Genomic DNA, 16,050 nt, shown 5'->3' with positions numbered 1-16,050 from the left:
TTATCTTTACCGCGAGGCATCCTCAACACGTTTAAAATTTATCACAAATAAACATTATCGATGACGACGCGGGCAGAAAGCGTAAAAATCCAGATTATCATAGAGATAGCGCAAAGTTATCTGATGCCTGACAGATGGCTAACTTACTGAAGATAAATAATTTAAATGGTCACGCAGCAAAATGTGCTGCACCCTCATTCCTCCCGTTGACTTTACAACGCGCGATGGCAAACTGCGCGCAATTTCCTTCATTTCTTTTGGTTTTTATCCCCTATGTCGACCTGGTCACGTCCTGTGATATTGCTGCTCTGCGGCCTGTTATTGATGACAGTTTCCATTGCGGTACTGAATACGTTAGTGCCCCTTTGGCTGACGCATGATGCGCTGGCAACATGGCAGGTAGGCGTGGTGAGTTCGTCGTATTACACCGGTAACCTGCTGGGCACTTTAGTGGCTGGCTGGCTGATCAAGCGATACGGTTTTAACCGAAGCTATTATCTGGCGACCGGCCTTTTTGCGCTGTCGACACTGTGCATGCTGGCGCTGGAAGGATTCTGGGCATGGACATTGCTGCGCTTCACGGCCGGTATCGGCTGCGCGTTAGTCTGGGTCGTGGTGGAAAGCGCATTGTTATGCAGTGGAACAGTACGTAACCGTGGGCAGTTGCTCGCTGCCTATATGATCGTCTATTACCTGGGTACGGTTGCCGGACAACTGCTGGTGAGCAAACTGTCTACCGAATTACTGAGTGTGATTCCCTGGGTAACCGCCACGGTCATCAGCGCCATCTTACCGTTAATCTTCACGCAGGTTTCTGCCAACAGCGATACCGTAGAAGCTACGCCAGGCGGACGAATTTTACCTATGCTGCGTCGTCGCAGTTCTCGTCTCGGTATTAACGGCTGTATTATTTCTGGCATTGTTCTGGGATCGCTGTACGGCTTGATGCCGCTCTATCTTTCTCATCAGGGTATGAGTGATGCCAACGTGGGTTACTGGATGGCCTTGCTGGTGAGTGCCGGCATTGTCGGGCAGTGGCCGATTGGTCGGCTTGCTGACCGCTTTGGCCGCATGATGGTACTGCGAGTGCAGGTATTTGTGGTGATCCTCGGCGCGATTGCGATGCTGACAAATGCCGCGATGGCCCCGGCCCTGTTTGTGTTGGGGCTGGCAGGTTTTACGCTTTATCCGGTCGCCATGTCATGGGCCTGCGAAACCGTGGCGCACCATGAACTGGTGGCAATGAACCAGGCGCTGTTACTGAGCTACACCGTGGGCAGCCTGGCCGGACCAAGCATGACGGCCATGCTGATGCAAAGTTATTCCGACCGTCTGCTGTTCGTTATGATCGCGGCGGTAGCGCTGGTTTACTTAGTCATGTTACTGCGTAAGGCCGATCACCATGCCACGCCAGTGGCACATGCCTGATCATAACGATAACCAGGCGGTGACAGGGCGCCTGGGCTTAATTATCGCCGTCTGGCTGCGCTGACTGTCAGACGGTTATCGTTTACTGACTGCGGTGACGTGGTCTGTCAATACATCACTTCATGTCCGTAGCTGGCAAGAATATGCTTGACCCGTTCCATGGTCGCTTTACTGGGCGGTTTTACGCCGTCGAGCTTGTACTCTTCACCCATCGCAATCCATTTATGCTTACCCAGCTCGTGATAAGGCAGAAGCTCAATCTTCTCCACATTTGCCATATCCTGCGTAAATGCACCTAAGCGATGGACACTGTCATCATCATCAGAATAGCCGGGCACGACGACGAAACGAATCCACGTCCGTTTTCCTTTCTTCTGAAGATAGCGCGCAAAATCGAGTGTGCGATGATTCGACACACCGACAAGAATCTGGTGGATGTCATCGTTCATCTGCTTGAGGTCAAGCATCACCAAATCTGTTGCATCCAGTAATTCATCAATAACGGGATCGTAGCGGCGGACAAAGCCGTTGGTGTCAAGGCAGGTATGAATGCCCTCAGCTTGACATGCGCGAAACCAGTCGCGCACAAACTCCGCCTGCAAAATGGCCTCACCGCCTGAAGCCGTCACCCCGCCACCGGACGCATTCATGAAATGGCGATAAGACAGAACGTCCGCCATGAGCGCGTCGACGGTAATTTCTTTGCCGCAATGCGTGTCCCATGTATCACGGTTGTGGCAGTACAGGCAGCGCATCAGGCAGCCCTGAAAAAAGGTGATAAAACGGATGCCGGGACCGTCTACGGTTCCGCATGATTCAAATGAGTGGATGCGACCAATGGCAGACATTGCGATGTATTCTCCTGATGAGCCTGCGAAGCAGGTGGCGCACTCTCCGGTGCGCTCTGAACGGGAAATCAATTTTGGTGGTTATCCGTCATACAGACAGCGACCAAACCTGACTCGAAAGAAGAGGCTCCATGAAGGAGCCTCAAGGGTGAACTAGAGTGACTGGGTAAAGGTACGGGTAATCACGTCCTGCTGCTGCTCTTTGGTGAGCGAGTTAAAGCGAACGGCATAGCCCGAAACGCGGATGGTTAACTGAGGATATTTCTCAGGGTTATCCATTGCGTCCATCAACATTTCCCGGTTCATCACGTTAACATTCAGATGCTGGCCGCCTTCAATACTGGCCTCATGATGGAAGTAACCATCCATTAGTCCTGCCAGATTGGTTTTACGTACATTATCATCTTTGCCAAGCGCATTAGGCACGATGGAGAAAGTATAAGAGATACCGTCTTTAGCGTACGCAAAGGGTAATTTCGCTACCGAGGTCAGCGATGCTACCGCTCCTTTCTGGTCGCGACCGTGCATGGGGTTAGCGCCAGGGCCAAAGGGGGCGCCTGCACGGCGGCCGTCTGGCGTATTACCAGTTTTCTTGCCATAAACGACGTTAGAGGTAATGGTCAGAACGGACTGCGTTGGCACCGCGTTGCGATATGTTTCCAGTTTCTGAATTTTCTTCATAAACCGTTCAACCAGGTCGCATGCCAGGTCGTCCACGCGCGGATCGTTGTTACCGAACTGGGGATAGTCGCCTTCGATGTCGAAATCAATTGCCAGGCCATCTTCATCACGCACGGGTTTCACTTTGGCATATTTAATGGCTGATAGTGAATCCGCAGCCACAGACAGTCCGGCGATACCGCAGGCCATGGTGCGGTAAACATCACGATCGTGCAGCGCCATGAGTGACGCTTCATAGCTGTATTTATCATGCATGAAGTGGATGATGTTCAGTGCGGTGACATACTGTTTTGCCAGCCAGTCCATGAAGTGATCCAGACGGGCCATCACGACGTCGAAATCGAGCACTTCATCCATGATTTTGGCTTCTTTCGGCCCCACCTGCATTTTCAGTTTTTCGTCCATGCCGCCGTTGATCGCGTACAACAAGGTTTTTGCCAGGTTGGCGCGGGCACCAAAGAACTGCATTTGCTTGCCGACGATCATAGGGCTGACACAGCAGGCAATGGCGTAATCATCGTTGTTAAAGTCAGGACGCATCAGGTCGTCATTTTCATACTGCAGTGACGAGGTGTCGATTGAAACTTTAGCCGCATATTTTTTGAAGTTAACGGGCAGTTTTTCAGACCACAGAATGGTCATGTTTGGTTCAGGGGAGGGGCCCATGGTGTAAAGCGTGTTCAGGAAACGGAACGTGGTTTTACTGACCAGCGTGCGACCATCAACGCCCATCCCCGCCAGCGATTCGGTGGCCCAGATAGGGTCGCCAGAAAACAGCTCATCGTATTCCGGTGTACGCAGGAAGCGGACCATGCGCAGTTTCATGACCAGATGGTCAATCAGTTCCTGTGCCTGCTCTTCGTTCAGTTTTCCTGCCTGGAGGTCGCGTTCGATGTAGATATCGAGGAAAGTCGACACCCTGCCAAAAGACATGGCCGCGCCGTTCTGTGATTTAACTGCAGCCAGATAGCCATAATAGGTCCACTGAACGGCTTCAGCCGCGTTGGTGGCCGGGCCAGAAATATCATGACCGTATTTGGCTGCCATCGCTTTAATTTGTTCAAGCGCCCGATGCTGATCAGCAATTTCTTCGCGCAGGCGAATCGTGGCTTCCAGGTTTACGCCGTTTTCAAGATCGTTTTGCAGTGAGGTGAACTGAGCAAACTTATCCGCCATCAGATAATCAATGCCGTATAGGGCAACACGACGATAATCACCGATGATGCGTCCACGACCATAAGCATCAGGCAGGCCGGTCAATACGCCGGATTTACGGCAGCGTAAAATGTCAGGTGTATAAACATCAAAAACACCCTGGTTATGCGTTTTGCGGTATTCCGTGAAAATCTTTTTCAGAGACGCGTCGAGTTCACGACCATAGACCTTGCATGAGCCTTCAACCATTTTAATACCGCCAAAAGGAATAATGGCGCGTTTCAACGGGGCTTCGGTTTGCAGGCCAACAATTTTTTCCAGTGATTTATTGATGTAACCGGCATCGTGGGAAGTGATGGTTGAGGCAAGATCGGTATCAAAATCGACTGGTGCATGGGTGCGGTTTTCAATTTTGATGCCTTCCAGCACGCTCTCCCACAGTGTTGTGGTGGCCTCGGTGGCACCGGCCAGAAAGGACTCGTCGCCTTCATAAGGCGTATAGTTTTTCTGAATAAAGTCGCGTACGTTGACGCTGTTCTGCCATTCGCCTTCAGTAAATCCCTGCCAGGCTGAAGCGAGTTTTGCATTACGTTCGGTCATAATATACCTGCCTTATTTAAGGAGACTTTTGCTCTCGGGCGTACCAGGCTGCGATATGCCGTTGAGACAGGATTAGTGCGTTTCTTTACCACCGCGTAAGTAAATTACCCAGTAGGTCAATCCGACTAGCAGGCCGCCGCCAATGATGTTACCGAGCGTGACCGGAATCAGATTGTCGAAAATAAAGTTTTTAACGGTGAGGGCCGGGAACTGTGCTGCTGTGGCCCCTGCGGCCTGCCAAAACTCAGGCCCGGAAAAGTCGCGTATCACGATCGCGAAAGGAATCAAAAACATATTGGCGATACTGTGTTCAAAACCACAGGCGACAAACATGGCCACCGGCAAAATCATAATCAGGCTTTTATCGGTCAATGTCCGTCCTGAATAGCTCATCCAGACCGCCAGGCAGACCATCAAATTGGCCAATGTGCCGAGGCAAACGGCTTCGATAAAAGTATGATGCATTTTATGGTCGGCTGTTTGCAGGACGTTTAATCCCCACGCGCCGTTTGCCACCATCTGTTCACCGGAGAACCACATGAGCGTGACGAAAAATAACGCGCCAGCCAGGTTACCGATATAAACGGTTATCCAGTTTCGTGCCAGTTGCCCCCAGGTGATGCGTCCACTGGCTTTGGCGACCACAATGAGGACGGTAGATGTGAACAGATCGGCACCGCATACCACGACCAGTATGAGTCCCAGTGAAAAACAGATGCCGCCGATCAGTTTTGCCAGGCCATAAGGCACAGCACCGCTGCCCGTGGTAGCCGTGATGTAAAACACGAAAGCAATCGAGATGAACATGCCCGCAGTAAAGGCCAGAAAGGTCGTGGTGAGGGGATGTTTAGTGGCTTTATAAACGCCAGCATCTTCAGCCACTTTCGCCATCGCGGCGGGTAATAACAGATTAAAAGGATTGTCAGCTTTCACACTAACTCACTCCAAAAGTTGTCTGAAAAAATGATAACAAAGGCAACAGTTACAGAAGTTGATTTGGATCATGATCAGCCATGCAAGGACGGTGCGTGTTTGACTGAAAGACGGGATTTTTGGGGTTAATTTATTGAAATATAATGATTAAAAATATTTTAAATTATGCAATTTTTGTTTAAGAGATGGCGGTGTGCCGTCAGGACGATCTCTGCAGAGTTAACGAAATGCATCTGTTATGTTGCTTTAAATAATGATGATAAAAACGCTGAACAATACATCCCTTAAATACTTATTCTCAAAAAAAAGAAAGGCACCCATTAAATAAGGTGCCTGTGAGATTATTATCGCTTTATCCTGAAACAGAGCCGCGAAAGATTAGGCGTTTTTCCAGTAAAGACGTTTCGCCTTTTGCAGCTTTTCATAGGCAGCAAGCAAAGCCTGATGAGCAGGGAAAGCCTTAAGATCGCTGTCTACCGGCTGGAGGCCATTGAAGGCCGCCTCACCGCTGATTGCGGCCGAGGCGGCGTCGACAGCGTCAGCACCATACATACGCACAAAGGCTGCGTGATACTCAAGCGGATTCCGCTCATCTTCCATCGCCAGCAGCAGCAGAGTTTGCAGACAGCGGTAATAATTTGCACGCTCCGGGCTGAATACGGAGCCATTAAATTCCATTGTCCATTCCGTCCAGATCAGCGCCTGATCGAGATCACCGCCAGCCAGGGCCAGCATGGCTTTGAGTTCGCCAATGCGCAGCGTGTACCAGCCGTTATCTTTGCCTGTCGCCAGTCCCAGCAACTCGCGGACACGCGTGAAGTCATCAAAACCTTCTTCGTCCAGCTGAGAAATTAAATCCAGGTACTCTTCCGGATTCCAGTTGCTGCCGGGCAGGGCCAGAAGCGTTTCACGAATACCTGCACCCATGCTGTTATTCGCCAGCAACAAGTCTTCAGCCGGATAAATATCTGACATACCGGGCACAATAATGCGGCAGGCATACACACCGAGGTGCTCATAATCAGCGATGTAAACGTCCTGACCTTCGGCTTTGAAAATCGCCATGAGCGTACTGAATTCCTGCTCGGTGGTGCCATCAAATTTCCAGTCAACGAAGGGATAATCCGCTGTTTCTTTAAACAGATCCCAGGAGATCAGGCCGCTTGAATCGATAAAGTGGGTTTCCAGGTTGGCGTGCTCTGCCACTTCTTCATCATCAAACGTGGGCGGCGTGAACACATCCAGATCTTTCAGGCTGCGGCCCTGAAGCAGTTCGGTAACGGTACGCTCCAGCGCGACACCAAAATCAGGGTGCGCGCCAAAAGAGGCGAAACAGGTGCCGTTGGCAGGATTAAACAGCACAACGCAGATAACCGGATATTTCCCACCCAGTGACGCGTCATAGGCAAAAATCGGGAACCCTTCGTCTTCCAGACGGGCGATGGCTTCAACCACATCGGGGTAACGCGCCATCACGGATTCAGGAATGGCAGGCAGGCTGATGGACTCGGCGATGATACGATTTTTAATATAGCGCTCGAAAACTTCTGACAGCCCCTGTACCCGTGCCTCGTTGGCCGTGTTGCCGGCGGACATGCCGTTCGACACATACAGGTTACCGATAATATTCATCGGAATATAAACGGTCTGCTGATCGGACTGACGGGTAAAGGGCAGGGCGCAGATGCCGCGTGCGCTCTTACCCGACTGGAGATCGATTAAATCTGAAGCGGAGAGGGCGTTTTCAGGATCGTAAAAGGCGCGCAGGCGCGCATCCAGGATGCCTTCAGGCAGGCTGTCGTCTTCAGGCAGAGCAAACCATTTTTCATTGGGATAGTGAACAAAATCCCCCTGGGCGATACTGTTGCCAAGCCAGAAATCAGCAAAAAAGTAATTCGTGGACAGGCGTTCAAAATATTCCCCCAGCGCCGAGGCCAGAGCGGCTTTTTTGCTGGCGCCCTTACCATTGGTGAAGCAGAGGGGGCAGTCGCGATCACGAATGTGGACAGACCAGACGTGTGGCACAGGATTCAGCCAGGAGGCTTCTTCAATATTAAAACCCAGATCCTGTAATTTGGTCTGGAAGCGTGAAATGGAGTCTTCCAGGGCGGCATCTTTGCCCGGGATAAAAGTTTGCGTCATGGTGCCGCTCTCTCTGTAAATGGGGAGACATAAAGCGCGCAATGATACGTTTTTTACCGTCTGTTCGCTATCAAGACGCCGCAATTTTACCGTCGTTTTTCTCATGCTTTGTCATCTGAGCCAAAGCCGGGACTGCATGAAAGGAAGCCGCCTCACAATATTTCGTGCCGGATTACATTGGTAATATAACCTTCGGTGCGTCATGCCGAAAAAATGTGACCGCAGTTCGATTTATGATTGCAGCCACCAGAAGGCAGTGATAAAACCGAATCGTTATTCATAACCGTTCGATATGACAGTGGTGAGGGAAATGACGCAAATTTATAATTTTAGCTCTGGGCCAGCGATGCTGCCGAGCGAAGTACTCCGCCGTGCAGAACAAGAACTGACAAACTGGCATGGTCTGGGAACTTCAGTAATGGAGATCAGCCACCGCAGTAAAGAATTTATTCAGGTGGCAGAAGAGGCTGAAGCGGACTTCCGCGATCTGCTGAAAATCCCTTCCAATTACAAAGTATTATTCTGTCATGGCGGCGCACGTGCGCAGTTTGCTGCTGTACCGGGCAATTTACTCGGCAGTGCGACCAGTGCGGACTATGCAGATGGAGGCTACTGGGCTCACAGTGCCATTAAAGAAGCGGAAAAATATTGCTCACCGCGGACGCTGGATGTCAAAACGACCCAAGAGGGTAAGCGCGCCATCCTGCCGATGCGCGAATGGGATGTCAGCGACACGGCCGCCTATTTGCATTTTTGCCCAAATGAAACCATTGACGGTCTGGCTATTGACGAAGAGCCTGACTTTGGTGACAAGGTTGTGGTCGCCGATCTTTCCTCCACGATTCTGTCACGCCCAATTGATATCAAGCGCTATGGTGTGATTTACGCAGGTGCGCAGAAAAATATTGGTCCGGCTGGCCTTACCCTGGTTATCGTACGGGACGATCTTCTCGGCAACGCGCATCAAAGCGTGCCTTCCATCCTTGACTACACCGTTCTGGCTGAAAATGATTCCATGTTTAATACGCCACCTACGTTTGCCTGGTATCTGAGTGGCCTGGTCTTTAAGTGGCTGAAGCAGAAGGGTGGTGTCGCTGAGATGGAAAAAATTAATCAGGCAAAAGCCGGATTACTCTATGGTCTCATCGATAACAGCGATTTTTACCGTAACGATGTGGCACTGCAAAACCGTTCCCGGATGAACATTCCTTTCCAACTGGCTGATGCCTCGCTGGACAGCCTCTTCCTGGAAGAGTCATTTAAGGCAGGTCTGCACGCATTAAAAGGTCACCGTGTTGTGGGCGGCATGCGTGCCTCAATCTACAATGCGATGCCATTGGAAGGCGTTAAAGCGCTGACCGATTTCATGATTGATTTCGAACGCCGCCACGGCTAAGTCTTTCACTGTCAGTGGAATGACTGACACCCGACTCCGCCCTCTGGCGGAGTCATCGTTTTTTAAGGATTACGTTTCACATGCAAGATTCCCTGACCCTTCAGCCCATCGCTCGCGTTAATGGTACGGTTAATTTGCCCGGTTCCAAAAGCGTGTCAAACCGTGCGCTTCTGCTTGCTGCACTGGCGAAAGGTAAAACCCGATTAACTAATCTGCTGGACAGCGACGATGTTAAGCACATGCTTAATGCGCTTGATGCAATGGGTGTTGAGTTCACGCTTTCCAGCGATCGTACGGTGTGCGAGGTGACAGGAAAGGGTGGGCCGCTGCATGCATCACAGCCCACAGAGCTGTTTCTGGGCAACGCCGGCACTGCCATGCGGCCGCTTGCGGCAGCGCTTTGCCTGGGTGTGCAGGATGTCGTCCTGACGGGCGAACCACGCATGAAAGAACGCCCTATCGGGCACCTGGTCGATGCACTACGGCAAGGTGGGGCTACTATAGACTATCTCGAAAATACAGATTATCCCCCAGTCCGCCTGCGGGGTGGGTTTACTGGCGGCGACGTTACAGTAGATGGCAGCGTATCCAGCCAGTTTTTGACCGCGCTTCTGATGATGGCTCCGTTAGCTGAAAATCCTACCCGTATCAGCATTAAAGGTGAGCTGGTTTCCAAACCTTACATCGACATTACTCTGCACCTGATGCGCTGCTTTGGTGTCGAGGTTGAGAATCAGCAGTATCAACACTTCCTGATTAAGGGTAAACAGCACTACCAGTCACCAGGTGAATATCTGGTGGAGGGGGATGCGTCTTCTGCCTCCTATTTTCTTGCCGCAGCCGCAATCAAAGGCGGTACCGTACGTGTCACCGGCATTGGTCGCAACAGCGTACAAGGCGATATTCGCTTTGCGGATGTACTCGAAAAGATGGGGGCATCAATTGAGTGGGGCGATGACTATATTGCCTGCACGGCCGGGACATTACGCGCTATTGATATGGATATGAACCATATTCCTGATGCTGCCATGACCATTGCCACTGCGGCATTGTTTGCAGAAGGTACGACGCAACTGCGCAATATTTATAACTGGCGAGTTAAAGAAACGGATCGTCTGACGGCTATGGCAACCGAGTTGCGTAAAGTCGGTGCCGAGGTGGAAGAAGGGCACGATTTTATTCGCATCACGCCGCCTGAGACGTTGAAGCATGCCGACATCGGCACGTATAACGATCACCGTATGGCGATGTGTTTCTCGCTGGTTGCGCTGTCCGATACGCCCGTTACCATTCTTGATCCAGGCTGTACGGCAAAAACCTTCCCTGATTATTTTGAACAGCTGCAAAAAATTAGCGAAAACGCCTAATCCCCTCGCCCGATGTCGTGCATCGGGCTCATCATCTTCAGGACGCTTTTCCACGCCAGAGGCCTTTTTCCTGGCTAAATTTCTCATTGCCTCTTCTCAAAAAGTAACTAAGCGTCGCCGGGCAGCGTATAATGCCCGACATTTGTGACGGCCAACCGGCCAAAATGCGCGCAGCAACAGGAGGGAATGATGACAGCAACTGCCCCGGTCATAACAATTGATGGGCCAAGTGGCGCGGGAAAGGGCACCCTGTGCAAGGCGATGGCGGAAGCATTACAGTGGCATTTACTGGATTCCGGCGCAATTTATCGTGTACTGGCCTTAGCCGCATTACATCATCAGGTCGATATTGAGTCTGAAGAGGCGTTAGTCCCTATCGCCGCCCATCTTGATGTGCGTTTCCTTTCTCATCATGGCGAAATGCAGGTCATCCTGGAAGGGGAAGACGTCACCAGCGAAATTCGTACCCAGGAAGTCAGTAATACCGCCTCACGCGTCGCGGCTTTTCCTCGCGTTCGGGAAGCGCTGTTACGTCGTCAACGCGCGTTTCGCGAGGAACCCGGTTTGATTGCAGACGGGCGGGATATGGGCACCGTCGTTTTCCCCGATGCGCCTGTAAAGATTTTCCTTGATGCCAGCCCGGAAGAACGTGCTCAGCGACGTATGCTACAGTTGCAGGCGAATGGCTTTAATGTTAACTTTGATCGCCTTTTAGCCGAGATAAAAGAACGCGACGACCGCGATCGCAACCGCGCTATCGCACCGTTAGTCCCTGCCGCTGATGCTTTGGTGTTGGATTCAACCCAGATGTCCATCGAGCAGGTTATTGATAACGCGTTAAATTATGCCCGCAAAACGCTTGGTGTGTAATCTTCCGGCTTAAACGAATGTATTAACCCTGTGCCACGGATCCGGTGCAGGGCATGTGAAACAACCCCATCCGACATGATGTCAGATGGACGTTAAATTGAAGAATCCTAAGATTATCAATATGACTGAATCTTTTGCTCAACTATTTGAAGAATCCCTGAAAGAAATCGAAACCCGCCCGGGTTCCATCGTTCGTGGCGTTGTTGTCTCTATCGACAAAGACGTTGTTCTGGTTGATGCGGGCCTGAAATCTGAATCTGCAATCCCTGCAGAGCAGTTCAAAAACGCAGCCGGCGAACTGGAAATCCAGGTTGGTGACGAAGTTGACGTTGCTCTGGACGCAGTGGAAGATGGCTTCGGTGAAACTCTGCTGTCACGTGAGAAAGCTAAGCGTCACGAAGCTTGGATCACGCTGGAAAAAGCTTACGAAGAAGCTGAAACTGTTACCGGTATTATCAACGGCAAAGTCAAAGGTGGCTTCACAGTTGAGCTGAACGGTATCCGTGCGTTCCTGCCAGGTTCACTGGTTGATGTGCGTCCAGTACGCGACACACTGCACCTGGAAGGCAAAGAGCTTGAATTCAAAGTGATCAAGCTTGATCAGAAACGCAACAACGTCGTGGTTTCACGTCGTGCGGTTATCGAATCTGAGAACAGCGCAGAGCGCGATCAGCTGCTGGAAAACCTGCAGGAAGGCATGGAAGTTAAAGGTATCGTTAAGAACCTCACTGACTACGGCGCATTCGTTGATCTGGGCGGTGTTGACGGCCTGCTGCACATCACTGACATGGCCTGGAAGCGCGTTAAGCATCCAAGCGAGATCGTGAATGTTGGCGATGAAATCAACGTTAAAGTCCTGAAATTCGACCGCGAGCGTACCCGTGTATCTCTGGGTCTGAAGCAGCTGGGCGAAGATCCATGGGTGGCTATCGCTAAGCGCTATCCAGAAGGCACCAAGCTGACTGGGCGTGTAACCAACCTGACTGACTACGGCTGCTTCGTTGAAATCGAAGAAGGCGTTGAAGGCCTGGTACACGTTTCAGAAATGGACTGGACCAACAAAAACATCCATCCGTCTAAAGTTGTAAACGTAGGCGATGTGGTTGAAGTGATGGTTCTGGACATCGATGAAGAGCGTCGTCGTATCTCCCTGGGTCTGAAGCAGTGCAAATCTAACCCATGGCAGCAGTTCGCTGAGACCCACAACAAAGGCGATCGCGTTGAAGGTAAAATCAAGTCAATCACTGACTTCGGTATCTTCATCGGCCTGGACGGTGGCATCGACGGTCTGGTTCACCTGTCTGACATCTCCTGGAACGCGACTGGCGAAGAAGCAGTTCGTGAGTACAAAAAAGGCGACGAAATCGCTGCCGTTGTACTGCAGGTTGATGCAGAGCGCGAGCGTATCTCTCTGGGCGTGAAACAGCTGGCAGAAGATCCGTTCAACAACTACATCACTTTGAACAAGAAAGGTGCTATCGTCACCGGTAAAGTGACTGCAGTTGATGCGAAAGGTGCTACAGTTGAATTGGCAGACGGCGTTGAGGGTTACCTGCGCGCTTCTGAAGCTTCAATGGACCGTATCGAAGACGCTACACTGGTTCTGAACGTCGGTGACGACGTTGAAGCTAAATTTACTGGCGTTGACCGTAAAAACCGCGTAGTGAGCCTGTCTGTTCGTGCGAAAGACCAGGCTGACGAGAAAGAAGCTATCAACACTGTTAACACCAAACAGGAAGAAGGCAACTTCTCAAGCGCAATGGCTGAAGCGTTCAAAGCGGCTAAAGGCGAGTAATCGACCTTGCACCGGGCGGATTTATCCGCCCGGTTTCGGTAAAGGCTGTCATACATTCCTGTAGGGATTAACCGGAGGTTACATGACCAAGTCAGAATTGATTGAAAGGCTGGCGGGACAGCATACTCATATACCGGCGAAAGTCGTTGAGGATGCAGTCAAAGAGATGCTTGAGCACATGGCCACAACGCTGGCACAGGGCGAACGCATTGAAATCCGGGGATTCGGCAGCTTTTCGTTGCACTATCGCGCACCGCGCACTGGCCGTAACCCGAAAACGGGTGACAAAGTGGATCTGGAAGGTAAATACGTTCCCCACTTCAAGCCGGGCAAAGAACTGCGTGACCGTGCTAACATCTACGGCTAAGCCGATACCGAAACGCCTAAACGACATCTCCGGATGTCGTTTTTTTTTGCCCGCGTGATTATGTTCGCTCTCCCGCAAAAAAATGCGTCTGCGCTGCAACGAATTATCCTCTCTGGAAACCCTTTCTTAATTCACTCTTTACGCGCTTTACCCTGAAAGTCTGAAGGACATACTTACGCCAGTTCATCAGCGGGATACGGTATGTTGACATGGATTGGACTGGCGAGACTGGCCTCGCTGACCGCGTTACCCTTACTGATCGTGCCTCAGCTCCCTTCGCGAACGTTTATTGTCGTGATGCTGCTGTGTGGCACTTGTCTGGTGGGGATGTCCGTACGTTATGTCCGCATCGCAGGCTGTGCGCTTTTGCTGGCCGCCTGGGGGCTGGTTAATGCGCAATCCCTGGTCAACGACACGGAATGGATGAGTACCCGACCCGCCTGGTTTGTCGTGCAAATTGAAGAGGTAAAACAAGACGCGTCACGTATTCGGGTCAGAATGTTGAAAGCGGGAAACCGGATTTTCTTTCCTCCCCGTTTTGCCTGGCTGTCACTGCAGGATAACGCTACAGCATATTGTCCGGGGCAGCGCTGGCAAATGCGGCTCAGGTTACGCGCTGTTCATGCCAGACTTAATGAGGGAGAATTCGACGCACAACGCTTTGCCATGGCGAATCATACCCCGGTGCAGGGGCGCATTATCAAGCAACATCCTGTGCAGTCTGAATGCAGCTGGCGTTGGCAGCATATTCGTGGCCACAGGCAACATTACGAACATTTACCCGCTTCGGCTACGCTTGAGGCACTGGCTTTTGGCATTCGCGACAATCTGAGTGAGGCAACCCGTCAGCTGTTACGTGATACCGGAACGGCGCATCTTATGGCCATTTCAGGTATGCACATTGGCCTGGCCGCGGGCACCGGATGGCTACTGGCGCGGGGCAGCCAGTTTTTGTTACCGGCACGCTGCATTAGCTATCTGTATCCGCTCATTGTCAGTTGGCTCTGTGCCGCACTCTATACGTGGCTTTCAGGGGCCCAGGCGCCAGCGCAGCGGGCATTACTGGCACTGACGCTATGGGCAATAACACGTATAGCAGGTGTCCAGCTCAGCCCCTGGCAAATCTGGACGCTCTGCGTAGGGTTGTTGCTGGCACTGGATCCGCTTACCGTTCTCTCGGACAGCTTCTGGCTGTCGGTGCTGGCGGTGGGGATGTTGCTGACCTGGTATCGCTGGTTTCCTCTGGCCGAGCGCTTTCGTGACAGGCGGCGCTGGTTTTTACTGCAACTCCTTCATCTGCAACTGGGAATGATGATCCTGATGGTGCCGCTTCAGGCCGCATTATTTAATGGCATCAGCCTGACCGCGCTGCTCGCTAATCTGTTTGCGATTCCTGTCGTGTCGTTTATTACTGTGCCATTGATACTCATCACCCTGTTGCTACCTTTCCCGGCATTATCAGTGTGGGGGTGGCAGGCGGCCGATCTGTCCCTGCGGTTTCTGTTCTCCGGCCTTGCCCTGCTACCGGCAGGCTGGTGGCCGCTGCAAGGCGCACCTTTCCTGATAATAGCCATATGGGGAGGGCTACTCCTGTGGCGTTCCGGCGTACTGTTCTCCATGCCGTTCAGTTGTAGCGCTGTCGCACTGGCAATCCTGTTTTCCCGCCATGCTAAGCCGGAAGCGCTATGGCGCATTGATATGCTGGACGTGGGGCATGGATTGAGCGTCGTCATCAGTCAGGGCGGTGAAGCGGTGCTCTACGATACCGGTCCACGCTGGAAATACAGCGATGCAGGGAGCCGCGTTATTCTGCCCTGGCTTGAACGTAAAGGACTCAGACTGCGGGAGGTTATTCTCAGCCACCGGCATCTTGACCATACCGGCGGGCTGTCGGCTATTCTGCAACATGTCCCTACTGTATGGGTGCGCAGCGGACTTACAGAAAGCGGGCATTTACCCTGTGTACGCGGTACCACATGGCGCTGGAAACGGCTACATTTCCGGGTGCTCTGGCCAGCAACGTCTCCCAACCAGGGGGAAAACAACGATTCATGCGTGGTGAGTGTGGATGATGGAAGCGTCCGTTTGTTACTCATGGGCGATCTGGAAACCGAGGCGGAGCGGCAGTTAGTGCGGCTGGAAAAGCAGCAGTTAAAGGCGGATATTCTGCAGGTACCTCATCATGGCAGCCGGACATCCTCATCGCGCTTACTGCTGCGCAGCATCGCCGGCCATACCGCCATCGCCTCTGTAGCACGCTATAATGCGTGGCGAATGCCCGCGAAGTCCGTGCTGCGAAATTACCGTGAACACGCTTATGACTGGCGTGATACCGGTCAGTCCGGACAAATAAGTATCAAAATAGAGGCAAACACCGTGCAGGTTTTTTCCTTCAGAGAACAATTAGTGCCCCGTTGGTATCATCAGTGGTTTGGCGTCAAACGCGAATCCAGGTAGAATGACCGGCT

Annotated in this window: 11 protein-coding genes; 7 read left to right on the top strand and 4 right to left on the bottom strand. The window is 51.8% G+C overall.

All coding sequences use genetic code 11. The features are described from left to right. Nucleotides 1–273 precede the first annotated feature (273 nt). Entirely contained in the window at nucleotides 274–1,428 is a 1,155-nt protein-coding gene (locus tag C1N58_RS10930) for an MFS transporter (protein WP_006118615.1), read from the top strand. Nucleotides 1,429–1,535: 107 nt separating this feature from the next. On the opposite strand, the gene pflA is transcribed toward C1N58_RS10930, so the two are convergent. From pflA to ycaO, 4 genes are all read right to left on the bottom strand, one after another. Next, complete coding sequence (gene pflA, locus C1N58_RS10925) at nucleotides 1,536–2,276, bottom strand: pyruvate formate lyase 1-activating protein (protein ID WP_039341323.1); 741 nt, start codon at nucleotides 2,274–2,276, stop codon at nucleotides 1,536–1,538. Between the two features lie 153 nt (nucleotides 2,277–2,429). Next, the gene (gene pflB, locus C1N58_RS10920; RefSeq protein ID WP_006118617.1) at nucleotides 2,430–4,712 is read right to left on the bottom strand and encodes a formate C-acetyltransferase; all 2,283 of its coding nucleotides are present in this window, start codon (nucleotides 4,710–4,712) and stop codon (nucleotides 2,430–2,432) included. Nucleotides 4,713–4,784: 72 nt separating this feature from the next. After that, nucleotides 4,785–5,645 (bottom strand): formate transporter FocA, encoded by an 861-nt coding sequence (gene focA, locus C1N58_RS10915; RefSeq protein ID WP_033737642.1) that lies wholly within the window; start codon nucleotides 5,643–5,645, stop codon nucleotides 4,785–4,787. A gap of 378 nt (nucleotides 5,646–6,023) precedes the next feature. Then, nucleotides 6,024–7,787, bottom strand: coding sequence for a 30S ribosomal protein S12 methylthiotransferase accessory factor YcaO (ycaO, locus tag C1N58_RS10910; protein ID WP_394564173.1), 1,764 nt, complete (start codon nucleotides 7,785–7,787; stop codon nucleotides 6,024–6,026). Between the two features lie 310 nt (nucleotides 7,788–8,097). On the opposite strand from ycaO, the gene serC reads away from it, so the two are divergent. The 6 genes from serC to C1N58_RS10880 all read left to right on the top strand — a co-directional run bounded on the left by serC (nucleotide 8,098) and on the right by C1N58_RS10880 (nucleotide 16,039). Beyond that, a complete protein-coding gene (serC, locus tag C1N58_RS10905) occupies nucleotides 8,098–9,183 on the top strand; it encodes a 3-phosphoserine/phosphohydroxythreonine transaminase (protein ID WP_006118621.1) in 1,086 nt (361 codons plus the stop codon). 80 nt (nucleotides 9,184–9,263) lie between these two features. After that, nucleotides 9,264–10,550, top strand: a complete 1,287-nt coding sequence (gene aroA, locus C1N58_RS10900; protein ID WP_394549727.1) for a 3-phosphoshikimate 1-carboxyvinyltransferase — start codon at nucleotides 9,264–9,266, stop codon at nucleotides 10,548–10,550. 189 nt (nucleotides 10,551–10,739) lie between these two features. Further along, a complete protein-coding gene (gene cmk, locus C1N58_RS10895; RefSeq protein ID WP_394550858.1) occupies nucleotides 10,740–11,420 on the top strand; it encodes a (d)CMP kinase in 681 nt (226 codons plus the stop codon). Nucleotides 11,421–11,541: 121 nt separating this feature from the next. Then, a complete protein-coding gene (rpsA, locus tag C1N58_RS10890; RefSeq protein WP_033737767.1) occupies nucleotides 11,542–13,215 on the top strand; it encodes a 30S ribosomal protein S1 in 1,674 nt (557 codons plus the stop codon). Nucleotides 13,216–13,297: 82 nt separating this feature from the next. After that, nucleotides 13,298–13,582, top strand: a complete 285-nt coding sequence (gene ihfB, locus C1N58_RS10885) for an integration host factor subunit beta (RefSeq protein ID WP_003849360.1) — start codon at nucleotides 13,298–13,300, stop codon at nucleotides 13,580–13,582. Between the two features lie 201 nt (nucleotides 13,583–13,783). Beyond that, nucleotides 13,784–16,039: a DNA internalization-related competence protein ComEC/Rec2 gene (locus tag C1N58_RS10880; RefSeq protein WP_394549726.1), complete on the top strand. Its 2,256-nt coding sequence runs from the start codon at nucleotides 13,784–13,786 to the stop codon at nucleotides 16,037–16,039. Nucleotides 16,040–16,050: the final 11 nt, after the last annotated feature.

The sequence above is a fragment of the Pantoea sp. SGAir0180 genome (assembly GCF_043546245.1).
The sequence above is the reverse complement of the archived record's forward strand: the minus strand, read 5'-3'. Positions and strand labels throughout refer to the sequence as shown.